We start from the raw sequence: 22,742 nt of genomic DNA, 5'->3' as shown, positions 1-22,742 counted from the left end.
GGTCGCATCACCCCCCCGCCCACCGCCGCCGGAAGCGCCCGCAAGCCGCTCCGCCCCGCTCCGCCCGCAAGCCACTCAACCCAGCAGAAACCGGCTCACACAGCCCCGTCTTTGAGACACCCCGAAAGCTCACTCATCAACCGATCGGTCGCCTCCAGCCCACTCGCGAACATCTCCCCTTCCCGCGAACGCCGCGTCAACCGCATGTCGGGCGTCAGCTTGTAGGGCGACCCTTTCTGCTGCACCAGCCGCATCACCTTGGCAGGGTCGAGGGGAGTGTCCTCGCGCAGATGCATGGTCACGCCCTTGGAGGTGGCCTCGCACCCCAGGGCCCGCAGCTTGCGCAGCTCCGTCTTCAGCCGCATCAGGTGCACGAACCGCCGCGCCTCCACCGGCGGAGCGCCGAAGCGGTCCTCCATCTCCGTCGCGAGCTCCTGGACGTCGTCGATGGTCGAAGCGCTGGCGAAGCGCTTGTAAAGGGTGAGGCGCACGCCCACGTCGGACATGTAGTCCTCGGGGAGGAGAGCGTCGGCATCGAAGCTCAGCTCGGGGTCGACCTCGTGGATCACGGGGTCGCCCTGCAGCTCGTGGACGGCCTCGTCGAGCATCTGGCAGAACAGCTCGAAGCCGACGGAGGCGACGGTGCCGCTCTGCTCGGCGCCGAGGAGGTCGCCGCCGCCGCGCAGCTCCAGATCGAGGGAGGCGATCTGGAAACCGGAGCCCAGCTCGGTGTGGCGTTCGAGGGCCTCGATGCGGGCCCTCGACTCGTCGGTCATGGCGTTGGGGGGAGGGACGATGAGGTAGCAGTAGGCGCGCTCCCGCGAGCGGCCCACGCGGCCTCGAAGCTGGTAGAGCTGCGAGAGACCGAACATGTCGGCGCGGTCGATGACCATCGTGTTGGCGCGGGGGATGTCGAGGCCGCTCTCGATGATGGCCGTCGTGCAGAGGACATCGTAGCGACCCTCCACGAAGTCGAGCATGGCTTGTTCGAGGGCGTGCTCGGACATCTGGCCGTGGGCCACGCAGATGCGGGCGGCGGGCATCAGCTCGGCGAGGCGGGCGGCGCGCTCGTAGAGGCCCTCGACGCGGTTGTACACGTAGAACACCTGGCCGCCGCGCTCGATCTCGCGGGTGATGGCCTCGCGGATCACGCTCTCGTCGAAGCGGGTGACGATGGTGCGGATGGCGCGGCGGTCCATGGGGGGGGTGGAGATGATGGACATGTCGCGCAGGCCGGAGACGGCCATCTGGAGCGTGCGCGGGATGGGCGTCGCGGTGAGGGTGAGGACGTGGACGTTGGTCTTGAGGGCCTTGATGCGCTCCTTGTGGGTCACGCCGAAGCGCTGCTCTTCGTCGACGATGAGCAGGCCGAGGCGCTTGAAATGGATGTCCTTGGAGAGGAGACGGTGGGTGCCGATCACGATGTCGACGGTGCCGTCGCGGAGGCGCCGCATGGTGTCGTCCTGCTCGGACTTGGGCTGGAAGCGGCTCATGGCCCGGATCTCGATGGGGTACGAGCCCATCCGGGCCTTGAAGGTGAGGTAGTGCTGCTGGGCGAGGACGGTGGTCGGGCACAGGACGGCGACCTGCTTGCCGGCGAGCGCGGCGCGGAAGGCGGCGCGGATGGCCACCTCGGTCTTGCCGAAGCCGACGTCGCCGCAGACCAGGCGATCCATGGGGCGGGGGGCCTCCAGGTCGGCGCCGACGTCGAGGATGGCGCGGGCCTGGTCCGCGGTCTCGTCGAAGGGGAAGGTCGCCTCGAAGGCCTGGTACTCGTCGTCGGCAGAGGGCAAGGGGTCGGCGTGGGCGGCGCGGCGCTCGGCGTAGAGGCGCAGCAGCTCGTCGGCCATCTTGCGGAGCTGCTTCTCGACGCGGGCCTTGGTCTTGGCGAAGGACTGTCCGCCCAGGCGATCGAGCTTGGGGGTGCCCTCGCCGCCGGAGAACTTCTGGATCTGGTTGAGGCGGTAGACGGGGAGGTAGAGCTTGTCGCCGCCGCCGTATTCCACGGCGATGAGGTCGATGGTCAAGGCGCCGACCTGCTTGTGCACGAGGCCCAGGTAGCGGCCGATGCCGTGCTCGACGTGGACCACGAAGTCGCCCACGTTGAGGCCGCGGAGGTCTTCGAGGAAGGCGCGGGCGGGCTTGGTGGAGGAGGCGGCGGCGCGGGCGGCGCGGCGGTGGGCGCGGGCTCCGAAGATCTCTTCCTCGGTGACGAGCGCCACGCCCTCCGCGGGGGCGACGACGCCGCGGGCGAGGGCGCCGGTGACCACCAGAGCGGCGTCGCGCGCTTCCGTGGAGGCGCTGTCGAGCAGCGCGGGATCGAAGGCGCCGAGCCTGGCCTTCACGGGCAGGTCGCGGTGGCGGAGCAGGGTGACGAGGCGCTCCACCTGGGTCTGGGCGCGGGCGGCGATGATGACCTTGAGTCCTGCCTCCTGCCAGGCCGACACCCGGCGCACGAGGGGGTCCAGGGCGCCGTGCTTGCCGCGCGAGGTGCGGGCGGCCTTGATGGCGCGCTCGAGATCGGACTGGTCCTGGGTGGCGAGCGAGGGGGTATCCTCGGGGGCGATCTCGAAGCGCTCCAGGGAGTTTTCGCCAGGGGCGCCTCCGGCCACGCCGGTGCGGTGCAGGGCGATGGCCACGCGGGCGCCGAGCCAGGCGGCGACGCGGTGCTCCTCGTCGTAGAAGGCGCTCACCGGGAAGTGAGGCTCGCGGTCCTTCTCGTTGCGGTCGGCGGCGGCGCGGCCCAGCTCGTCGCGCAGGGCCGAGGTGAGCGCGGGGGGATCTTCGAGCACCACGGCGACGTCGGTGGGGAGGTAGTCGGTGAACGAGGAGAGCGCGACGTAGGCCGGGAGGAAGCCCTCGGAGCCGAAGAAGGTGCGGCCGCTCGCCACGTCGTCGACGAGGGGGCGGGCCTTCAGGGTGGGGAGGTCCACGGCGTCGCAGAGGGCGCGCACCTGCTCCCGGGCGCGCTCGACGTTGGCGGGCGTGAGGATGGCCTCGCGCGCGGGGGGGAGCCAGACCTCCTTCACCTCGGCGACGGTGCGCTGGTGATCGGGCTCGAAGGCCTTGATGGAGACGATGAGGTCTCCGTAGAACTCCACGCGCACCGGGTTGGGGGCGCCGGGGGCCCAGACGTCCAGCAGGGCGCCGCGCACGGCGAACGTCCCGGGGTCCTCGACGAGGGGGCTGCGCACGTAACCCGAGGCGCCGAGCCGCGCGATGAGGGCGCCGCGGTCCAGCTCCTGCTCGGCGATGACCAGCTCGGCGTGGTCGACGACCTCCTCGCGGGGCAACACCTTGCGGGAGAGGGCGGTGACGGGGCAGACCAGCACCGACCAGGGCAGGTCCATGGCGAGGTGGAACAGGGTGGACAGGCGGGCCTCGGCGCCGCGCCGGTCCGGGTTCACGTCGGCGTAGGGGCTCGCCTCGTTGGGCACGAAGAGGAGCACCTTGCCGGCGCCGTCACCGCTCTCCTCGGCGTCGCTCGCGTCGCGCTCGCCGAGGAGGAAGGACACGTCGGCGGCGAGCGCGCGGGCAGCATCGACGTCGTGGGTCACGGCCACGACGCGGCGGCGGCCGGCCGTGACCAGGCGGCGGACGACGAGCCCCGCCGCGGCGCCTGCTGCGCCTGACGCGTGGAGCAGCTCGGGCGGCTTCGCGGAGGCGACGCGCACCGTGAGATCGCGGGTGGTGACGACGGCGCGGTCCACGGGAAGATCGAGCGACGGCAGCCGCTCCACCGAGGAGGGCGGCGCGCTGTCGGGGGGCAGCTCCAGATCGCCCGAGAGCTCGCCGAGCGGGACCGTGAGCGATGCCTGCGGTGTGCGGCGCTTGCGGGGTTCCGGATCAACGGACATGGCGCGCGGGGTGTAGCACACGGCAGGCTGCCGGCGCCCCCTCCCGCGGACAGTCACGCGGCCCGTCGACGACGGCACTGTGATGGTGCTGTGGTGGTGCTGTCGCGGTGCTGTCTGGCGAGCGCGGTGAGCGCTTCCGGAAGGAACACCCCGTCTGCCGGGATTGACCGCCCTCCGACCCTCTGTTAGCCGGCTCCTCCTCATGAGCATCGGGAAGATCGTGGTCCTGCGCCGTTCCTTCGCGTCGCTCTCCTCCGCCTTCGCGCCGGCGCCCCAGGCCGCGGTGGGCGCGGGCTGGTCGGCCTTCACCGGCAAGAACGGCGCCACGTTCGGCGCCCAGGCGATCGACGACGGGACGCTGGTCATGCCGTTCGTGGGCTTCGAGAGCGACGACGAGCTCGCCCTCCACCTGCGCGAGATCCTCGGGGATGCCCTCGACGAGCACGGCGACACACGGGGCGTCTTCGTCCTTCCGGCAGGCAGTCCGCCGGAGGATCGCCGCTACGACACGCTGGTCTCCGAGGAGGGGTCTTTCCTGCCGGTCGTCGCCGCCGACGATCCGCGCCTGCAGCGGCAGGAGGGGTGGCTCTTCTCCTCCGCGGCGCAGTCGCTCCGGGAGTCGATGCCGGCCGCGGAGCAGCGCGCGGAGAGCAGGCCGGCAGACGAGGATCCCTTCGCGCGGGCCGCCGAGAAGTTCAACGATGCCTTCGCCGCGCGCAACGAGCGGGGCAACCTGCGCAAGAGCCTGAGCAATGCGCTGGAGCACTCGCTGGAGAACTCCGCGCTCGGGGCCTTCATGGCGCCCGCCGAGCGACCCGGGATGGAAGCCCTCGACAAGCGTGAGGAGACCGCGCTCGTCGACCCGCTGGAGCGCGCGCTCGGGAGCAACCCCGCGAAGGCCACCGAGATGGAGGCGCTGCTCCGCAGCACGGTCGAGAAGGATCTGAAGGCCGGGGAGGCGGATGCGGCGTCGGGCGAGGCGACCAGCGACGTGACGTCCGGCGAGCGCGACGCAGAGGACGCGCAGGGGACGCGCGCGTGACTCACATGCGCCGCCAGGCCTCGTCCGTGGGCAAGGTGAGGATCGGGTAGCCCGGATCTGCGCTCGCCTGCGCCTGGGGGCCACCGGAGAAGAGCAAGGCGTGGAGCTTCGTCGGCCATTCGAGGGCCAGGTGGAGGACGAGGTCGAGTGCCCAGAGGGCCTCCAGGCCGCTGAGGCCCGCGGTCGGGCGCATCAGGCCCGCCACGAGCGCACCCTCGCGCAAGGAGAAGCTCGCACCACCCACGTCGCGGCTGCCGCTCAGCTCCAGGAGCTTGGTCAAGAACCGCGCGTCTGCGCGCTCCGAAGGGCCCACGGCGGCGAGCTGGCCGCTGACCGTGAAGAGGCCCTCGTGGCAGCGCACCTCCACCACGACGCTGCGCTGCTTGAGCTTGAAGAAGCCCTCTTCCGGCTTCTCCTCCTCGATGGACGCCTTGCCCGCCTCGACGAGGGCGTTCACGGCCTGCCGCACGATGTCCTCGGCCGGGACCTGCTCGGCCTCGGCCTTCTGGAGGAGGGCCTCGGGGACCTTCACCACGCCGTGCCGCACGAGCCGCCGCACGTAGCGCAGGTAGTCCGCGGCGACGTGGCCGGGCACCGCGAAGCCGAGGCCCTGGGCATTCGAGAGCATCATGGTGACGATGCCCACGAGCTTGCCGGCCCTGTCGACGAGCGGGCCGCCCGAGTTGCCGGGGTTGATGTTCACGTCGGTCTGGATGAAGTACTCCTTCTCGATCTCGCGGTAGGGGTTGGAGATGATCCCGCGCGCCACCGAGAAGCGGCACCCGCGCGGGTGCCCGAGGGCGTAGACCTCCTCACCGACGTGGTGCTCGTCGGTCACCTCGGCGCCGAGGTCGAGGAAGGAGCCGGTGCTCGGCGCGATCTTCACGATGGCCAGGTCGTGGTGCGCGCTCTGATGCACGCCGACGCCATGCATGTCCTTGCCATCGGCGAGGACCACCCGGTAAGGGCCGATGCTCGGGGCCACGTGCTTGTTCGTGAGGACCCATCCATCGGGCCCCACGAGCACACCGGTCCCCACGCCCTTCGTGTCCTGGATGGCCACGATCTGGGAAGAACGCAGCCGCATCATGGCCCTGACCGGATCGCTCAGCACTTCATCCATCGTCGTGGTCTCCACGCGTTCAAGCTACTCCGCTCCGATCTTCGGGGGCTACGGGCTTGACACCTGGAACGAGGAGCATCCAGACTCTCGGCCCCAGCGCGCTCCGGGGTGACGGCGCGTTCGTGAATGCCAGCAGGAGGAACGCCAATGGGGCTGTTTGATGGATTCGGCGGGGCTCAGATCAATCTCACGCCGAAGGTCGCGCTCGTCGCAGGAATGGTCTACGTGAGCGCCGCGGATGGCAGCCTCGACGACAGCGAGGCGGGGGACATCCTCAAGGTGGTCCCCGACCGCCAGGTGCTCGAGACCGCCCTCCAGTTCGTGCGCCGGAACAGCGTGCAGCAGTTCCTCGACGCGGCGTCGCGCATCCTCTCGCCGGCCCAGAAGATGTGCCTCATCCTCAATGCGGCGGACATGGCGATGGGCGACGGCTACCTGGCCCCGCAGGAGCAGCAGATGCTCACCCAGATGCAGCAGTACTTCCAGATCCCCGACGCGCACCTGCACCCGTACGTGCAGGCCTTCATGATCAAGAACAACCTCTCGGTGTTCGGCTGATCCTCCCCTCCCGGGGAGCTTTCCTCCAGCGACGAAAGAGCATGTCCATGCGCAGGTCCCTCGCCCTTGCCTCGCTCCCCGTCGTCGTCTCTGCCCTCCTCGCGGGGTGCGGCGGTGGTCAGGCCCCCGATGCTTTGCCTCAGCCTCCCGAGGTGCAGCCCGCCGAGGCTCCCGAAGTCCCCGGCGGGGTGACGCCTGGCGCCCCCGCGACCCCCGAGAGCCCCGGGGGTGAGCCGATGCCTGGCAGCACCATGCCCGAAGGCGGCGCTGCCACACCTCCCAGCGGATCCTGAACGACGCCGTCTTTCAACGGCAATCCGAGAAGACGGCCTCGTAGAGCGCCTTGCCCAGCACCTCGTGCCCACGGGGGCCGAAGTGCAGCCCGTCCATGAAGGGCTTGGTGTAGTCGGGGCAGAGGCGGTGCGGGACGCCGCAGGAGAGCAGCGCGTAGGCGTCGATCACGTGGTCGACCTCTCCGGCTGCCTTGCGGCCGCGGATCCAGTCGTTGAGCTGCCGCGTGGTCTGGCCGCGCGCATCGGTGAAGTAGCTGGAGAAGCCTCCCCAGGGCGCCACGGTGAGCGCGACGATGCGCATTCCCCGGGCGCGGCCGGCCGCGTACATGGCCGCGAGATCTGCCGAGATCTTGGGCACGCTGCGGAACGCGGTCTTGTCGCTGTACAGGTCGTTGACGCCGCCGAAGACGATGAGGTGCGTGTAGGCCGGTCGCTCCGGTCCACCCTCCTCGCCGAGCACGTCGCGCGCGAAGCGGCGGCGCATCTGGTTGACCATGTTGCCGCCCTTGCCCTGGTTGTCGAAGCGGCTCTCTGGACAGCGGCGCTTCAGCTCGTCCAGGAACCCGCCGCCGTGGGACCTGGCGTCGGTGAGCGAGTCCCCGATGGCCGCGACGACATAGACCTTTCCGGACGTGGCAATGCCCGCATCTCCCGCATCGGTGCCGCCGTCAGGGGCTGGGAGGCCAGCGTCTCTCGCGTCATTCCCAGGGGCGCCGATGCCTTCCAGCGCAGCGCTGGCACGGGTGGTGGGGGAGGCGCTGGCGTTCTCTGTCGGCGCGGCCGCGGCGGTGGGCGTGGAGGCAGGCGTGGAGGCGACGCTGGCCACGGGCGGCGGCTCCAGCACGTCCGGGGAGGGGCCGGTCTCCGTGCGGTTGGCCGAGCACGCCGAGGTGATGAGGGTGGACGCGAGCAGCCAGGAGGCAGGGCGCGACATGCGGGGGGATTCCGCGGGGGCTCCCCTCAGCAACCGCTGCCGAGGGCGGGGATGGCGAGGCGGTTCCACCGGTCATAGCGTGTCCCGGAGGTGAGGAGCACGCCCTCCTCCAGCAGGATCTCGAACTTGCCATCACCGTCGACGTCGTCGGCGACCCAGGGCCGGAGCGTCTCTCCCTCGGGCTCGCGCACCAGGGTCAGCTTGCCGCCTTTGCTCTCCCAGATGGCGCTCAGCGCCGCGCCGAAGCCGCCGCACGCTGCGCCTGCGGAGAGGTTTGCCGCGATCAGGGTGAGGCCTCCGGGGAGCTCCATCACGAACACCTCGGGCTTGCCGCCCTGGAACTCTTCCCAGTGCTCGGGGTCTCCCGCGGCCTTGGCGGTGCCGTACTCCTTCTGGATCGCCTCGTAGGCCGGCAGCTTCCGGAACGCTTCGAGCACCTTGTCGCGGGTGGCGTCATCGGCAGGTCGCGCCTCGGCCGGAACCCCGGGGCCCGGCTTGGCGCTGCTCTCCTTGGCCTTGGTGTCGCCGGGCTTCGTGCTCTCCGCGGGCTTCGGTGCGGCGCCGGTTTTCGGTGCGGTGTCGGCTTTCTGCGCAGCGTCGGTCTTGGGCGCTTCCGGGGCAGCAGGCTCCGGAATGACCCGGCCCCACAGGGCCTCGTCACACGTGCCTTGCACCGGGAAGATCTGCGCCACGAGCAGGCGGCCCCCCGTGTCTCCCCCGCTCGCCGACAGATCCCAGGCGTCCCTGGCGATATCCATGGTGTTCAAGGACGCGACGGCACCCTCGCCCTTGGCGTCCCACCGGGCCACGGTGGTGGCCGCCGGGGTCACCCGACCGACGGCGCCGAAGCTGGTCACGGTCGCCTCGCACACCTTGCCGGTCTTGCCGTGCAGCTCGAACCGCTTGCCGCGGAACGACGCGAGGTTCTCGGGCAGCTTGGTCGCGTCGACCATGCGGCTGGTCAGCACCACGTCGCCGCGCGTGGTCAGGGAGGGAGGCCCGTCGGTCCACTCCTCCTTGGGGTTCGTGTCGAGCACCACCATGGGGGTCGGGGTGCGCACCACGAACGCGAAGCGCTCTGTCGGCGCCGGCGCGGCCTGGTCCCCCTTCGGCTTCGCCGGGCGGAGCATCTCCTCCTTCTCGATGAGAAGCTTGCCGTCCGCGCGCACCAGCGAGAGCCGCTTCACGCCTGCCTCGGCTTCCGCGCCCTCCGCGGGGACCGCCCCGGTCTGCGTGAACAGGACGGTCGCGCCGGCGAGCGAAGGGATCACGCTCACGTCGCTCACCTTCACCTCGGGCTTCTTCTGCAGCGCGGCCTCTTGCTGCTTCAGCCACCGCGCGCGGTCGAGGCGGTGCACCCGGGCGCCCGCGCGGAGGACACCTTCGAACTTCGGGGCGTAGAGCGCGGCGTAAGCATCGGCCTTGCCCTCCTTCTGCGCCGCCACCCATTTGTCGAGGAGCGCGCGCGCTTCATCGGTCGTCGACGGGGGCGGGGTCGGGTGGGGGTTCCCGGACGCGACCGGAGAAGCGCTCACCGTGGCGGATGGCGCGGCTCCGGTGGGCGTCGGGGGCGACTCCGAGCAGGCGACGAGGGCGAAGGTGGTCGACGAGAGCAGCCAGCCAGCGATCCTGGACGTCTTCATGGGGCGGCGCGAGCTTACAGCGAGGGGACGATCCAGGGGCGAAGTTCCGTGCAGGAGTCGCGTGGGGAGGCAGGGTGGTAGGCTCCGCGGGGTGAACCGGAGACGTCTCCTCGCCGCTCTGGCCCTCGGGGAGGCCCTGATGGTCGCCGCCTGTGGAGGCGTGTCTCCGTCCGGGTCCTCGCCTGCCGGGCAGCCCTCCGTGCCCGTGGGCTCTCTTCCGCCGACGTCACCGGCGTCGCCGACATCGCGGAGCTCCACTGCGGCGCCTGTCGGCAGGCCCGGGTTCTCCTTCACCACGGCGATGATCCCGATGCGCGACGGCGCGCGGCTGGAGACGGTGATCCTCGCACCCAGGGGCGCGACGAAGCCCTTGCCCATGCTCCTTCAGCGCACGCCCTACGGCATCCCGGACGCCTCCGTGAACCTCGGCGCGCACCCCAGCCTCGCGCCGCTGCTCGCCGACGGGTACATCTTCGTGTTCCAGAACATCCGGGGCCGGTTCAGGTCCGAGGGCACGCTGGTCATGATGCGCCCTCCGCGGGACGGGAAGGATCCCCGCGCCATCGACGAGACCACCGACGCGAGCGACACCATCGCCTGGCTCCTCCAGAACGTCGCTGGCCACAATGGCCGCGTCGGCATGTGGGGGACCTCGTACGACGCGTGGACGGCCACCATGGCGCTGCTCGACCCGCACCCGGCGCTCGCGGCGGTCATCGAGGCAGCCTCGCCGGCCGACCAGTTCCTGGGCGACGATTTCCACCACAACGGTGCCTTCCGGCTCGCCTATGGCTTCGAGTACGTGGCCTTCCTGGAGACCGAGAAGACCAGCAACAGCAGGTTCCCCTTCGACCGGGGGGACATCTACGACTTCTTCCTCGATCTCGGGCCGCTCTCGAACGCCGATCGGCGTCATTTCCACGGGAAGTCTCCCACCTGGAGCGATTTCGTCGCGCACCCTGACCGCGATGCCTTCTGGGAGCGGCAGTCGTTCGTCGCGCACCTGCGCAAGACCAGGGTCCCGACCCTCAACGTCGCGGGGTTCTGGGATCCGGAGAACTTCTATGGGCCTCAGAAGATCTACGAGATCTTCGAGAAGGACGACGCTGAAGGGCTCAATCACCTCGTCCTCGGTCCCTGGAACCACGGTGGCTGGCACGGCGGCACGGGCCGCAAGCTCGGGCCCATCGACTTCGGCAGCGACACCGCCGTCCACTACCGGGAGGCGATCGAGGCCCCCTTCCTGCGCCTTCATCTCCATGGCGGGGACGAGAGCCCCGGGCCCATGCCCGAGGCGCAGGTCTTCCAGACCGGCGTGAACCGCTGGCGCACCTTCGCGCGCTGGCCTCCGGTGGAGGGCGTCTCGAAGCGCCGCCTCTACCTCCGTGAGGGTCGGGCGCTCTCGTTCGAGTCCCCCACGGCCACCGGCGCGGATGCTGCCGAGGTGTACGTGTCGGATCCGGCGAACCCGGTGCCTTTCTACCAGCGGCCCATCAGGCCTCTCTTGCAGGCCGGGCAGTGGGCCGACTGGCTCGTTCAGGATCAGCGCTTCGTGGATCACCGCCCCGATGTGCTGTCCTTCTCGACGCCGCCGCTCGATGCCGACGTGGCGATCGCGGGCGACATCCTCGCCGAGCTGTATGCCTCCACCTCGGGGACCGACAGCGACTGGATCGTCAAGCTCATCGACGTCCATCCGGAGGGGCTGGCGCCGGTGCCGCCGAAGCCTGGCGCGCCTCCCGCCGAGGTGGCGCCCGATCTGCGGGGCTACCAGCTCATGGTCGCGAGCGAGGTGCTCCGCGGCCGCTTCCGCGAGAGCTTCTCCCGTCCCTCGGCGATCCCCGCGAACAGGGTGGTGAAGTACACGATCGACCTGCACGCGAGCGCCCATGTGTTCAGGAAGGGGCACCGCATCCTCGTGCAGATCCAGAGCACCTGGTTTCCCCTCATCGACAGGAATCCCCAGCGCTACGTGGGCAGCATCTTCCAGGCCACGGAGGCCGATTTCATCAAGGCCACCCAGCGCATCGCCCGCTCCCGCGAGGCACCCTCCGCGCTCGTGCTGCCCGTCCTCACGCGGTGATGTCCGGACGATGTCCCCGCGCCGCGTGTCTCCGGGGAGCGGAAGCTTCAGCCGGGGGGCGTCGCCGGAGGGGGCGGGGAGGCCGTGGGGGGAGCCTGGGGCGGAGCCAGAGGGACGGTCGCGAAGGCCACCTGGCCAGGTCGGCGCACGGGGGGAGCGGCTCCGAAGCGCGGCGGATAGGGCGCGAGCGGTGAAAGCTCGGCGATGAGCCCGTCGAGCAGCGGATCGGGGCCTCGCGCGTCCCGCATGCGCTGGATGGCAGGGAGGTTGTAGGCGCAGAGGGGGTACGAACCCCAGGGACACTGGAGACAGGGATCCTTGGCGTGCCGCTGCCGGAGCGTGAGCGCGGTGGCCGCGAGCCCGATGGCCGCGGCGACCATCACCACCCGCGCGGCCCACCCGAGCACGCTGAAAGGCGCGCACCAGACCGCGCCGAGGAGCAGGCCGATGCCCACGCCGAGGGTGAAGCGGGCCGGGACCTTGAACCAGCGCTTCTGCACGAAGGGCTGCGCGAAGGTGGGCCCCGCGCAGAGCAGCGACACCACCCCGAGGGTGATGACGGACCGGAAGCCCTGGTCAGGCGCGGCGAGCAGCAAGCCCCCGAGGGCCGCGGCGATGCCCGGGTACATGCTGGTACACCCCAGGCAGAGGGCGAGCCCGAAGGGGCGCAGGAGGTGGTGGTCGTGTCGTCCGCAGGTGGGGTGGTGCGCGAGCGCAGGCAAGCGCCCGAGCGCGCTGAGATCGGAGATGCTCCGGTTCACCCCGGGCTCGCGTGCGAGCTCGAGGTGAATGCGGCGATCAGCCACGCTTGAAGACCAGGACCGCGCAGCGCTTCATGCAGAACGGGCCGAAGACGCTGCGCACGTCGATGAAGAGCTGATCGAGCGCGTAGCCCTGGCCCGCCATCTGGTTCGTCAGATCGGCGATGCGGCTGTGATCGATGACGCCGCCACAGCCACCGTCGACGGTGAGCACCTGGTAGGCCGCCCCTGCCGCGGCGCCTCCGCCAAAGCCACCTTGCTGTCCCCCGTAGCCGCCCTGCGCCTGAGCGTATCCACCCGGGGCCTGACCGTATCCACCGGGCGCCTGACCGTACCCACCAGCATTTTGTGTCATCGACAAGGTCCTCTCGGAAAAGAGCCTCACGCTACGGGGTTTGCTCGGCGCACGTCAATGGATCGGGAGGGGTACGCCTTCGAGGCGATGCCACCGCTCCGCGCTCGACTCCGCCGAGCACGCGGGACACGTGGAAGACGCGGAGCCACGCGGAGTGCGCTGAGCGCGCTGAGCGCGCCGAGCCCGGGGAGGGGAGGACGCGCGTGGGTCAGGGATCGTGGTGGCCGTGGTCGTCGTGGCCATGATCATGGCCGTGGTGATCGTGGCCGTGATCACCGCCCGGCGTGGGCAGCGGCGCGTCTCCGCCCCAGATGTCGTTGATGAAGATGCCGATCACCGGCGCGGACTGCCCCACGGGGACCACCCGCCCGGGCTGCCATCCGCAGAGCGCCACGCGGGTCACGCCGCCCTCCACGAGGGCCACGGTGATCTTCCTCGGCTCGATCTTTCCGCGCAGCATTCCCTCGTAGAAATTTTCTTTCCGGTTCGGAAGCAGATCCAGCACCTGCGATCGCGCGCCCACCAGGCCGAGCTTGATGTCGAGCTTTCGTTCGCCGATGGGCGCTGGCTGGAGCATGGCGTCGAGCAGGTACACCCGCACCAGGGCCGACGCCTTGTCGCCGAGGATCTCCACCCGATCCAGCCCGACCACCTGGATCACCCCGCCGTGAGGGCCTTTCTTGCCTTCGAGCTTCGATTTCTCGGTCGCCCGGGCGCTGTCGAGCAGCTCCTGCGTCCCGCCCCTCGGGACGTGCATCACGCCGTCGAAGGACGCGTTCCCGATCTTGAGGCCGTAGCGGAGCTCGGTCAGGTCCTCGGTGAACGGCGGGAGCGTGGCGGTGAGCACGCCGCCCGACCCCTCCACCGGCTTGACCGTCGCGAGCGCCAGGGCTCCGACGGGAGGCTTCACGCTCATGCCTCCCGTGACGCCCGTCTCCATGGGCTTGCCGTCGGGCCCCTTCACCGCGATCCGTACCTGGCCGTCGGGCTTGATGCTCCACACCACCGAGCCGGCGCTGCTCTGCTCGGTCAGCGCGCCCTGGGCGGCGACGTCCTCGGCGGTCACCTCGGCCTTCTTGCGGCACCCGATGGAGAGCGCGCCCGAGAGCGCGCCCGTGAGCGCGAGCGCCAGCATCAGGGAACGGTCGATCCTCGCCATCGTGACCTTCTCTCGTGGGGTGTGGAGCGCCGGCGACGCGTGGGGGGTTCAGTAACAGCAGGCCACGGGCCGCGCCACGGCGCAGCCGCCGGTGCTCGCCCAGGTGACCTCGCCGTTCTGCTGGACCCAGGCCGCGTCCTCGTCGTTGACGGTCGAGGTGAAGCTGTCGCAGGAGTAGTCGGTCTCCCGCCCCGCGCTCGGCAGACCCTCCAGGCTCATCGTGCCTGCATGGACCACGCTCGCGTCGAGCCAGGCTCCGCTCGCCGGGACGGGGGTCGCCGACACCGTCCTCAGGTACTCGGCGGCGTGGCAGAGGTGCGCGCCCGGGAACGCGGTGTTGCAGATCGCGTGCACCGCCGGCCTGCCGCCCATGCTCCCCGTGTAGCTCTGCGCGCTGAAGCCGGCGAACTCGCTCTTTGGCGCCCCGTTGCAGCACGCCAGGGGCCGGGCAATCGCGCAGGCACCCGTGCTCGCCCACGTCACCTGACCGTTCGGCCGGATCCACGCGCCGTCTGGATCGTTGAGGGTCGAGGTGAAGCTGTTGCACGAGTAGTCGGTGTGCCTGCCGAAGGCCACCGAGCCTTCGAGGGTCATCTGACCCGCGGGGATGATGCTGGCGTCGACCCACGCGCCCGCGGCTGGTACGGGCGTCATCGAGGTCGACAGCACGTACTCCGAGGCGTGGCACAGGTGCGCCCCCGAGAACGCCGCCGCGCAGATCCCGTGCGCCGCAGGCCGTCCCCCGAGGTTGCCGGTGTACGCGTTCGGGGTGAACCCGGCGAACGACGCCACATCCTCGGCATACGCTCCGGTCCCTGCCGGACCTGCCGGACCTTGAGGCCCCGGCGCTCCAGCCCCTGCCGGACCTGCCGGACCCATGGGCCCCGTGGGACCTGCAACCCCTGGCAGCCCTTGAGGTCCTGCAGGCCCCGTGGCGCCGGTGGAGCCGGTGGAGCCGGTCGCACCCATGGCCCCGGTGGCGCCGGCCGGTCCCGCAGGGCCTGTGGCACCCGCAGGGCCTGTGGCACCCGCAGGGCCTGTGGCACCCGCAGGGCCTGTAGCTCCCGCAGGTCCTGCCGGTCCCATCGGTCCCGTCGCACCCGTCGCACCCGTCGCGCCTGCCGGTCCTGCGGGGCCGGGAGGTCCTTCCGGTCCAGCAGGACCCATCGGTCCCGTGGGCCCCGGGACTCCGGTGTCTCCCCCGCCGGTCCCATCGCCGCCCGCTCCGCCACCGCCGCCCGTCCCGCTGCCGCCCTGACCCGAGGACCCCTCGGGACCTGTCGGCCCCGTGGGTCCCGTCTGGCCATCCGCGCCCGTCTGTCCCGTGGCCCCGGTCGGACCTTCAGGTCCTGCGGGACCTGCTGGTCCCGTGGGCCCTGTCGCACCGGGTTGCCCCTGCCCGCCCCCGCCTTCATCGCCGGTACATCCAGCGACGCATGCGGGCGCTCCGAGGCTCACGGCCAGCACGATCACGGAGAGCGAGGGCATGGTTCTCGATGTCATGGGAAGCGCTCCTGCTTGTGGGGGGACCGCGCGAGCCCCCCCCGACCTTCCACGCCCTTTACGCGCCAGCCTGGATGACAGCAAGCGCCACCCGCTCCTCAGAAGCAGCAGGCGACGCGCCGCACGATGCCGCACGTCCCGGTGGCGGTCACCGAGCCATTCGGCTGCACCCAGGTGCCGTACTGGCTGCCGTTGTTGGTGCCGAGGGTGTAGTTCTGGCAGGTGTCGTACGTGTTCCTGCCGAAGCCTGGGCCTCCTTCGAGCGAGTGCGCGCCCGTCTGCGTCGCGCTCGAGTCGACCCAGGCGCCCTCGGCGGGGACCGGCGTCACCGACGTCGCCCGCAGGTACTCCGCCGCGTGGCACATGTGCGCGCCGGGGAACTGCGCGCCACAGAGGGCATGCACGGCGGCCCGACCGCCCATGTTCCCCGTGTAGCCCTGCGTCGTGAACCCCGCGAAGGGGTGCCTCGGCGCTCCGTTGCAGCACGCCAGCGCGCGCGGCGCCCCGCACGTCCCGCTCGCCGTGAGCTCGCCGCTCGGTTGCACCCAGGTGCCGTACTGGCTGCCGTTGTTGGTGCCGAGGGTGTAGCTCTGGCAGGAGTCGTAGGTGTTCCTGCCGAAGAGCACCGACCCGAGCAACGTGTGGCTCCCGGTCACCGTCACGCTCGCGTCGAGCCACGCCCCGGTCGCCGGCACCGACGTGGCCGACGTGGAGCGCAGAAACTCCGCGGCGTAGCACAGGTGTGCTCCCGTGAACTCCGCCGCGCATGCGGCATGGGCCGCCGAGCGACCGCCGAGGTTGCCGGTGTACGTCGTCGAGGTGAAGCCCGCGAACGCCGCCACATCCTCGCCCTCCGCGCCGCTTCCTGCCGGTCCTGCAGGCCCCTGCGGCCCCGGTGCGCCCGTCCCCGCAGGGCCTTGCGGACCTGCAGGTCCCATCGCGCCCGTCGCGCCTGCCGGTCCTGCGGCTCCCATCGGTCCTGTCGCGCCGGCTGGCCCCATCGCGCCAGCAGCACCCGTCGCACCCGTCGCACCCACCGGTCCCATCGGTCCTGTCGCGCCCGTCGGACCCATCGCGCCAGCGGCACCTGTCGGACCTGCCGGTCCCATCGGCCCTGCCGCGCCGGCTGGACCCGTCGCGCCAGCCGCCCCCGTCGGTCCTGCCGGACCTGCTGGACCCGCCGCGCCCGCAGGACCCGCAGGCCCTGCGGGACCCATCGGCCCCGTCGGACCTGTCGGCCCCGGCAGCCCTCCATCCCCTCCACCCCCGCCGCTCCCACCGCTCCCACCGCCGGTCCCGCTGCCGCCCTCTCCGGAAGGCCCCGTGGGACCTGTGGGTCCGGTCGGCCCTTCGGGGCCTGGAGGACCGTCTGCGCCCGTGGCACCTGCGGGCCCCTCCGGACCTGCAGGCCCGGTGGAACCCGTCGCTCCCGGGGAACCCTGAGGCCCCATGCCGCCTTCCTCTCCGGTGCAGCCCGCGAGGAGCGAGGGGCCCGCGAGGCTCAGGGCCAGGACGAAGACGGACAGCGAAGACGTGGATCTCGAACTCATGGGCGCTCCACCGAGAAAGGGGGACGTCGAGCCCCCCGAGTTGCTGCGCCCTTTACGCTCCGGTCTGGACGGCAGCAAGCCCCACGGGAGGCCGCGCTCCCTCTCCTCGGCGTCGGCCTTCAGCGCGTGCTGCGCGCCGGCCTTCAGCGCGTGCTGTGCGCCGGCCTTCAGCGCGTGCTGCGCGCCGCCTCCCGCGAGCGCCGCGCGCGGCCTCCCGCGAGCGTCAGTAGCAGCAGGCGACGCGGCGGATCGTGCCGCACGAAGTGCTCTCGGTCACCGCGCCGTTCGGCTGCACCCAGGTGCCGTACGAGCCGTTGTCCACGCCGCTCGTGAAGCTCTGGCAGGAGTTCTGCGTGTACCGGCCGAACCCCGGGCCTCCTTGCAGCGTCAACGTACCCGTCGTCGTCGCGCTCCCATCGAGCCAGGCCCCTTCCGCGGGGACCGGCGTGGCCGACGTGGACCGCAGGTACTCCGCGGCGTGGCACATGTGCGCGCCGGAGAACGCGGTGCTGCAGGCCGCGTGCGCTGCCGTGCGGCTGCCGAGGTTCGCCGTGTAGCCCTGGGTGGTGAACCCCGCGAAAGGATGCTTCGGCGCCCCGCTGCAGCACGCCAGCGCGCGGGCCGTGCCGCACGAGGTGCTCTCGGTCACCGCGCCGTTCGGCTGCACCCAGGTGCCGTAAGAGCCGTTGTTCACGCCGCTCGTGAAGCTCTGGCAGGAGTTCTGCGTGTACCGGCCGAACTGCACGTTGTTCTGCAGGGTCATGTTCCCGCTCAGGCCGACGCTCGCGTCGAGCCACGCCCCGTTCGCCGGCACCGACGCTGCCGACGCGGTCTGCAGGTACTCCGAAGCGTGGCACAGGTGCGCCCCGGTGAACGCTGCCGCGCAGATCGCGTGCGCTGCCGTGCGGCTGCCAATGTTGGCGGTGTGGGTCGACGAGGTGAACCCGGCGAAGATCGCCTCGTCCTCGCCCTCTGCGCCGTTTCCTGCCGGCCCCGCCGGCCCCTGCGGCCCCGGTGCTCCAGCAGGTCCGGTGGCGCCTTGCGGCCCCGCGGGTCCCATCGGCCCCATCGCTCCAGCCACCCCCTGCGCGCCCGCCGGTCCCATCGCGCCCGTCGCGCCTGCGGGCCCCGCCGGTCCCGTCGCGCCCGTCGCGCCCATCGCGCCCGCAGGCCCTGCGGGCCCTGCCGGTCCCATCGCGCCCGTCGCACCCGGCGCGCCCGCAGGCCCTGCGGGACCCATCGGCCCCGCTGGACCCATCGGCCCTGCCGGCCCCGTCGGCCCCGGCACCCCTGCGCCTCCTCCGCCCACGCCGCTCCCACCGCCCGTACCGCTGCCGCCCTCTCCCGAAGGCCCCTCGGGACCTGTCGGACCTGTCGGACCTTCCGGGCCCGTGGGACCGTCTGCGCCCGTGGGCCCCGTGGGCCCCTCCGGACCTGCAGGCCCGGTGGACCCCGTCGCCCCTGGGGGGCCCTCAGGCCCCGTGTTGCCTTCTTCCCCGGTACAGCCCGCGAGGAGGGAGGGACCCGCGAGGCCCAAAACCAGGGCGAAGACAGGCAGCGACAGCGTGGATCTCGAGGTCATGGGGCGCTCCACCGAAGGGGGGGGCATCGACGCCCCGGGCTCCTGAGCCCTTTACGCTCCGGCCTGGACGGCAGCAAGCGCCTCTGGAGCCTGTACCTTGCGCACGGACCCCGGCGTCCTCCGGTCACCCCTTCGTCAGCCGCTGCGCGCCAGCCGCGCGCGACCTCAGCCGCCGCGCGCGACCTCCGCGTGGGTCAGCCCTTCGGCGTCCCGGCCTGCGCGCCGTCGCTTCCTCCCGGCGGCATGTGCAGCTTCACGCCCGCGTGCTCTTCCCCCATGGCGCGCCGGATGCCCTCCTCGTCGCGGCGCCGCACCAGATCCAGCTCCTCGTCGCCGAGACCGGCGTCGCGCATGGCGCCCTCGGGATCCTCGTGGAACCGCTTCACGAGCGACAGGTTTGCTCCGAGCGCGATGAAGAAGTCGACGAGCTTTGACGATCGCATGCCACTGTCTCCTGGGCGAATGTCCCCTTGGATGACCGAAGCGCGTGCTCCGTGTCGGCCGTACCGTTCGTGGCGGTGCGTCGCGCGGTGGTCACGATGGACGTTCGCGCCGGAGCGCCGACACCTCCGACCGCATCGGCGCTTCAGCGGCCGGCGTGCGCCGTGATCTCCACCCGCGTCTCGCGCGTCCCGGCGCGCTCTCCGCAGCCGGCGGTGAGCGTCACCCGGTGCGTCCCCGGTGACAGCGTGGCCTCGATCCGCTCGCCATTGCCGAGGGGGCCGTCGAGCGACGATTCCCACGCCAGGTGCTGCGGCTCGGGGCGCCCCTCCTCCAGCCAGAACCCCTGACCGTGCAGGGACACGACCGAGCCTGCGGGCGCGGTGATTGGGGTGCTCGGCTCGAGGATCACGGCCCGGCACGGCTTGATTGCGACGGCGAATGGACTGCTGCGGGCGAGACGCGTGTTCACGCCGTCCGTGGCCATCACCGCGATCCTGCACCGCTCGCCGCCCGGGAGCTGATCGAAATCGATCTCCTGGTGCTCGCTCGGCGTGCGCAGGCTGATGGGGCTCCAGGTGACCCCATTGGTATGGCTGTACCTCAGGAAGTAGTCGAGCTTCATCCCGAGCGGGTGCTCGCCCCTCCAGGTGACGCGCACCTTGCCGCGCACCCGCTCCGGCGGACGCCAGGTCAGCTCGATCTCGGGCCCCGCCGCGGGCACACCGATCTCCTCGATCACCTTGCCGGCCACCTCGAAGCGGATGACCCGCGTCGCCGTGGGAAACGGGATGGCGCCCCGCACCGTGCGCGCGCGCCCTGCCTCGGTCGGGCGCACCGGGACCCGGTGGGTCAGCAGCAGATCCCCGGCGACCCCGTAGAGCTTCGCCACGAGCGCGCTGCCCGGATCCTCCTGCGAGCCGTCGCCCTCCTCGCTCAGGTAGCCGAGCCTGAGCTCCAGCTCGTCGTAGGTGGAGAGGATCCCGGTAACGCGCCAGAACCGCGACGCCATTGCGGTCGCCGCTTCGCTCATCGTGGCCCCCATGCAGCCGCCTTCCCCTCAGGTCAATCAGCTGCTGGGTATATCCCACGGCGTGCACACGAGCCACGAATCCTCGCGCTTGCACGAGAGCGGCGAATGCAATAGCCGCTTGCGTCGCAGCCATCCTGCAAGAATCGCGGCTCGCCCAGGCACGTCCAGGCCGATGCGCTTCCGACGCCACGCAAACCGCGCCCGCCGCCGCCCGAGACCTCGCGACGAGGCGTCGCCCGGCACCCCTGCGCCGCCTGCCCCCTGCTCCCGCCTCAGCGCCCTTGCTTCAGGCGCTCCACGGCTGCCTTGAGCTCCGCGAGCTGCTGCTGGAGCGCCGCGGCCGCCGTCCCTACCCGGGACATCTGCTCCGCGGCCTGCTCTGCGCGCGCCCCGAGCCCGGCGAGGTGCTGACGCAGCTCCGTGACGGCAGCCTTCTTGGCCTTCTGCGCTGCAGCAGCAGCTTCGGCGGCCTCGGAGGACGCGGGCGCCTTGCCACGCGGCGGAGCGCTCTGCGGGGACGCCGACCCCTCGGGCGCCACCAGGATCACCGTGTTGTTGATGACCGTCTGGATGACCGTACTCGCCACCACGGGGCGCGCCGGCTGGACCTCGACGACGACCGAGGCGTGCGCCTTCAGCTCCGCGGCGTGCGCCTCCAGCTCCTCCGCGGCGTGCGCCTCCAGCTCCTCCGCGGCGTGCGCCTCCAGCTCCTCCGCGGCGCGTGGCTCCAGCTCCTCCGCGGCGCGCGGCTCCAGCTCCTCCGCGGCGCGCGGCTCGGGAGACGGGGGGGATGACGGGGTCTCGGGCGGAACGGGCTCGGCCATGGGGTCCTCGTGGCTCGCCAGCACCATCGCCGCAGCCGCGACCCAGGATGACGCGCCGCAGGCCTGTTGGGAACCGTTCTCCACCGGATCGGGGATCGCCGGCACCCGTGGACGTCGCAAACTGCAACGCCAGCGCACGAGATCAGGCCGTCCCACGGATATTTCGATGCACGGGCGTGCCGCTCTTTTTTCAGGTGCGTGCGTGGATCCGGTACGCTGCGGGATCGTGGCGTGGAGCTTTTCATCCGCGCCGACGAAGGAGGCCTCGATGCCGGCGCGACCCCGTTCCACCAGCCGTCCCACTTCTCCTCCGGTGCACCGCGCGCTCGGCTTCGCCGCGCGCTCGCTGGTCCTGGGGGCGCTCGCTGCAGGGGCGTTCGCCGCGTGCTCCGCCGCGGGGGGCTCGGGCAGCAGCGGTGGGGATGCGTCGGGAGAGGGCGCTGGGAACAGCGTCGGCGGCGGCGTCGGCGGCGTCGGCGGCGTCGGCGGGCAGGGCGGCGGCGGCGTCCAGAGCTGCGCCGAGGACTGCAGCGCGAACCCTGCAGCGCCGCTCTGCGATCTGGCGACGGGGCAGTGCGTCGCGTGCCTCGGCGGCGACGGCAGCACCTGCGCCGCGGGCCAGGTGTGCTGCGGGACGAGCTGCGTCGATACCAGCAGCGACACCGCGCACTGCGGGGCGTGCGGCACCTCGTGCGACGGGATGGCGAACGCCGAGGTGAGCTGCACGGCCGGGGCGTGCGTGATGGGCGCCTGCGAGGCGGGCTACGTCGACTGCAACGGCGACGCCGCAGACGGCTGCGAGGCGGCTGGATCCTGCCCCTGCGCGCCTGGCGAGACGCAGACTTGCTACAACGGGCCGCCCGGGACCGCGGGGATGGGAACCTGCCTTGCGGGCACCAGGACCTGCTCGACGAGCGGCACGGGCTGGGGCCCCTGCTACGGGCAGGTGTTCCCCATCTTCGAGGTGTGCGGCGACGGGCTCGACAACGACTGCAACGGCGTCGTCGACAACTCGCCCGACGAGGACGGCGACGGCTGGACGGTGTGCCAGGGCGACTGCTGCGACTCGACGGCCTACGGGTGCAGCGTCCCGGCGCGGGTGAACCCGGGCGCGATCGAGGTCGCCGGCACGAACGTCGACGAGGACTGCGACGGGACGATCGACAACGTCGCCTCCACCTGCGACGCCAACCTGGCGCTGGACGACGCGGATCCGCTGCATGGAGCGTGGGCGGTGGATCTCTGCAAGACGTCAACGGGCCCCAAGTCCTGGGGCGTGGTGGGCGCCAACTACGTGCGCGCGAACGGCGTGGTCACCACGGGCGGGGCGCAGCAGCGCGGGATCCAGCCGAACTTCGGCCCCAACGTGATGCCGCAGGGAGGGGCGCGGATGCTGGCCATCTCGTCCGGCCGCGCCCGGATCCCGGGTCAGCCCGGTGCGTGCGGGTCCCTGACCTGCAACGGCCTCGGCAACGGGACGGCGCCCCCCGGCTTCCCGCAGAGCGTGCCGAACTGCGCGGGGTCGTCGCTCATCAGGGACGACATCGGCCTGCAGGTGACGCTGCGGGCGCCGACGAACGCGACCGGCTACCGGTTCAACTTCAAGTTCTACTCGTTCGAGTACCCCGAGTACGTCTGCTCGGCCTACAACGATCAGTTCATCGCCCTGGTGAACCCGCCCCCCGTCGGCTCCATCAACGGGAACATCTCCTTCGACTCGCAGAGCAACCCGGTGAGCGTGAACATCGCGTTCTTCGACGTCTGCAACGGCTGCCCGCTCGGGACCGCCCAGATGGCGGGCACGGGCTTCAACACCTGGGACGACGCAGGAGGAACGGGCTGGCTGACCACCTCCGCCCCCATCACCGGCGGCCAGGAGTTCACCATCCGCTTCACGATCTGGGACACGGGCGATCAGGCCCTCGACTCGACGACCCTCATCGACAACTTCCGCTGGATCGCCGACGGCTCCAACGTCGTCGTCGGCACCGAGTGAGCCCG

The 22,742-nt window shown here is 71.5% G+C and carries 18 protein-coding genes; 5 read left to right on the top strand and 13 right to left on the bottom strand.

Going from position 1 to position 22,742, the window contains the following annotated elements:
• Positions 1 to 95: 95 nt before the first annotated feature.
• Complete coding sequence (gene mfd, locus CAP_RS20125) at positions 96 to 3,857, bottom strand: transcription-repair coupling factor (protein ID WP_052375547.1); 3,762 nt, start codon at positions 3,855 to 3,857, stop codon at positions 96 to 98.
• Positions 3,858 to 4,059: 202 nt separating this feature from the next.
• On the opposite strand from mfd, the gene CAP_RS20120 reads away from it, so the two are divergent.
• Complete coding sequence (locus tag CAP_RS20120) at positions 4,060 to 4,899, top strand: hypothetical protein (protein ID WP_044243479.1); 840 nt, start codon at positions 4,060 to 4,062, stop codon at positions 4,897 to 4,899.
• Between the two features lies 1 nt (position 4,900).
• Here CAP_RS20120 and CAP_RS45050 read toward each other — a convergent pair whose 3' ends face one another.
• A complete protein-coding gene (locus tag CAP_RS45050; protein ID WP_052375546.1) occupies positions 4,901 to 6,037 on the bottom strand; it encodes a trypsin-like peptidase domain-containing protein in 1,137 nt (378 codons plus the stop codon).
• Between the two features lie 132 nt (positions 6,038 to 6,169).
• Between CAP_RS45050 and CAP_RS20110 the strand changes: the two genes are divergently transcribed.
• Complete coding sequence (locus CAP_RS20110; protein ID WP_044243476.1) at positions 6,170 to 6,580, top strand: tellurite resistance TerB family protein; 411 nt, start codon at positions 6,170 to 6,172, stop codon at positions 6,578 to 6,580.
• 47 nt (positions 6,581 to 6,627) lie between these two features.
• Entirely contained in the window at positions 6,628 to 6,873 is a 246-nt protein-coding gene (locus CAP_RS50680; RefSeq protein ID WP_156040970.1) for a hypothetical protein, read from the top strand.
• Positions 6,874 to 6,886: 13 nt separating this feature from the next.
• On the opposite strand, the gene CAP_RS20105 is transcribed toward CAP_RS50680, so the two are convergent.
• Positions 6,887 to 7,807: a GDSL-type esterase/lipase family protein gene (locus CAP_RS20105; protein ID WP_044243474.1), complete on the bottom strand. Its 921-nt coding sequence runs from the start codon at positions 7,805 to 7,807 to the stop codon at positions 6,887 to 6,889.
• Positions 7,808 to 7,833: 26 nt separating this feature from the next.
• Positions 7,834 to 9,450: a nuclear transport factor 2 family protein gene (locus CAP_RS20100; protein ID WP_044243472.1), complete on the bottom strand. Its 1,617-nt coding sequence runs from the start codon at positions 9,448 to 9,450 to the stop codon at positions 7,834 to 7,836.
• A 91-nt stretch (positions 9,451 to 9,541) separates the two neighbouring features.
• Here CAP_RS20100 and CAP_RS20095 point away from each other — a divergent pair, with 91 nt between their 5' ends.
• Positions 9,542 to 11,533, top strand: a complete 1,992-nt coding sequence (locus CAP_RS20095) for a CocE/NonD family hydrolase (RefSeq protein WP_197041266.1) — start codon at positions 9,542 to 9,544, stop codon at positions 11,531 to 11,533.
• Positions 11,534 to 11,580: 47 nt separating this feature from the next.
• Here the strand turns inward: CAP_RS20095 and CAP_RS20090 are convergent, their stop codons facing one another.
• The 9 genes from CAP_RS20090 to CAP_RS20055 all read right to left on the bottom strand — a co-directional run bounded on the left by CAP_RS20090 (position 11,581) and on the right by CAP_RS20055 (position 20,825).
• Positions 11,581 to 12,339, bottom strand: a complete 759-nt coding sequence (locus tag CAP_RS20090) for a hypothetical protein (protein WP_044243470.1) — start codon at positions 12,337 to 12,339, stop codon at positions 11,581 to 11,583.
• Positions 12,332 to 12,649, bottom strand: a complete 318-nt coding sequence (locus tag CAP_RS50675; protein ID WP_156040969.1) for a hypothetical protein — start codon at positions 12,647 to 12,649, stop codon at positions 12,332 to 12,334. The genes CAP_RS20090 and CAP_RS50675 overlap by 8 nt, the downstream gene beginning before the upstream one ends.
• A gap of 208 nt (positions 12,650 to 12,857) precedes the next feature.
• Positions 12,858 to 13,808, bottom strand: coding sequence for a hypothetical protein (locus CAP_RS20085; RefSeq protein WP_052375545.1), 951 nt, complete (start codon positions 13,806 to 13,808; stop codon positions 12,858 to 12,860).
• 48 nt (positions 13,809 to 13,856) lie between these two features.
• Positions 13,857 to 14,777 (bottom strand): hypothetical protein, encoded by a 921-nt coding sequence (locus CAP_RS45045; RefSeq protein WP_231511578.1) that lies wholly within the window; start codon positions 14,775 to 14,777, stop codon positions 13,857 to 13,859.
• Positions 14,778 to 15,409: 632 nt separating this feature from the next.
• A complete protein-coding gene (locus CAP_RS52420; RefSeq protein WP_231511577.1) occupies positions 15,410 to 16,348 on the bottom strand; it encodes a hypothetical protein in 939 nt (312 codons plus the stop codon).
• Between the two features lie 736 nt (positions 16,349 to 17,084).
• Positions 17,085 to 18,443 (bottom strand): collagen-like domain-containing protein, encoded by a 1,359-nt coding sequence (locus CAP_RS50665; protein WP_197041264.1) that lies wholly within the window; start codon positions 18,441 to 18,443, stop codon positions 17,085 to 17,087.
• Positions 18,444 to 18,637: 194 nt separating this feature from the next.
• Entirely contained in the window at positions 18,638 to 18,886 is a 249-nt protein-coding gene (locus CAP_RS20065) for a hypothetical protein (RefSeq protein WP_044243464.1), read from the bottom strand.
• A 143-nt stretch (positions 18,887 to 19,029) separates the two neighbouring features.
• Positions 19,030 to 19,917, bottom strand: coding sequence for a hypothetical protein (locus CAP_RS20060; protein WP_156040966.1), 888 nt, complete (start codon positions 19,915 to 19,917; stop codon positions 19,030 to 19,032).
• 272 nt (positions 19,918 to 20,189) lie between these two features.
• Entirely contained in the window at positions 20,190 to 20,825 is a 636-nt protein-coding gene (locus CAP_RS20055; RefSeq protein WP_197041263.1) for a hypothetical protein, read from the bottom strand.
• Between the two features lie 184 nt (positions 20,826 to 21,009).
• Here CAP_RS20055 and CAP_RS45035 point away from each other — a divergent pair, with 184 nt between their 5' ends.
• Positions 21,010 to 22,737, top strand: coding sequence for a choice-of-anchor L domain-containing protein (locus tag CAP_RS45035; protein WP_156040964.1), 1,728 nt, complete (start codon positions 21,010 to 21,012; stop codon positions 22,735 to 22,737).
• Positions 22,738 to 22,742: the final 5 nt, after the last annotated feature.

The organism is Chondromyces apiculatus DSM 436 (genome assembly GCF_000601485.1).
GTDB lineage: Bacteria > Myxococcota_A > Polyangia > Polyangiales > Polyangiaceae > Chondromyces > Chondromyces apiculatus.
Note: the sequence above shows the minus strand (reverse complement) of the source record. Positions and strands in the feature narration are given on the sequence as shown.

Coding starts and splice junctions, on each gene's coding strand:
- mfd (WP_052375547.1), bottom strand. CDS start 3,857: ATGTCCGTTGATCCGGAACCCCGCAAGCGCCGCACACCGCAGGCATCG.
- CAP_RS20120 (WP_044243479.1), top strand. CDS start 4,060: ATGAGCATCGGGAAGATCGTGGTCCTGCGCCGTTCCTTCGCGTCGCTC.
- CAP_RS20110 (WP_044243476.1), top strand. CDS start 6,170: ATGGGGCTGTTTGATGGATTCGGCGGGGCTCAGATCAATCTCACGCCG.
- CAP_RS50680 (WP_156040970.1), top strand. CDS start 6,628: ATGCGCAGGTCCCTCGCCCTTGCCTCGCTCCCCGTCGTCGTCTCTGCC.
- CAP_RS20105 (WP_044243474.1), bottom strand. CDS start 7,807: ATGTCGCGCCCTGCCTCCTGGCTGCTCGCGTCCACCCTCATCACCTCG.
- CAP_RS20100 (WP_044243472.1), bottom strand. CDS start 9,450: ATGAAGACGTCCAGGATCGCTGGCTGGCTGCTCTCGTCGACCACCTTC.
- CAP_RS50675 (WP_156040969.1), bottom strand. CDS start 12,649: ATGACACAAAATGCTGGTGGGTACGGTCAGGCGCCCGGTGGATACGGT.
- CAP_RS20085 (WP_052375545.1), bottom strand. CDS start 13,808: ATGGCGAGGATCGACCGTTCCCTGATGCTGGCGCTCGCGCTCACGGGC.
- CAP_RS45045 (WP_231511578.1), bottom strand. CDS start 14,777: ATGGGTGCGACCGGCTCCACCGGCTCCACCGGCGCCACGGGGCCTGCA.
- CAP_RS50665 (WP_197041264.1), bottom strand. CDS start 18,443: ATGACCTCGAGATCCACGCTGTCGCTGCCTGTCTTCGCCCTGGTTTTG.
- CAP_RS20065 (WP_044243464.1), bottom strand. CDS start 18,886: ATGCGATCGTCAAAGCTCGTCGACTTCTTCATCGCGCTCGGAGCAAAC.
- CAP_RS20060 (WP_156040966.1), bottom strand. CDS start 19,917: ATGAGCGAAGCGGCGACCGCAATGGCGTCGCGGTTCTGGCGCGTTACC.
- CAP_RS45035 (WP_156040964.1), top strand. CDS start 21,010: ATGCCGGCGCGACCCCGTTCCACCAGCCGTCCCACTTCTCCTCCGGTG.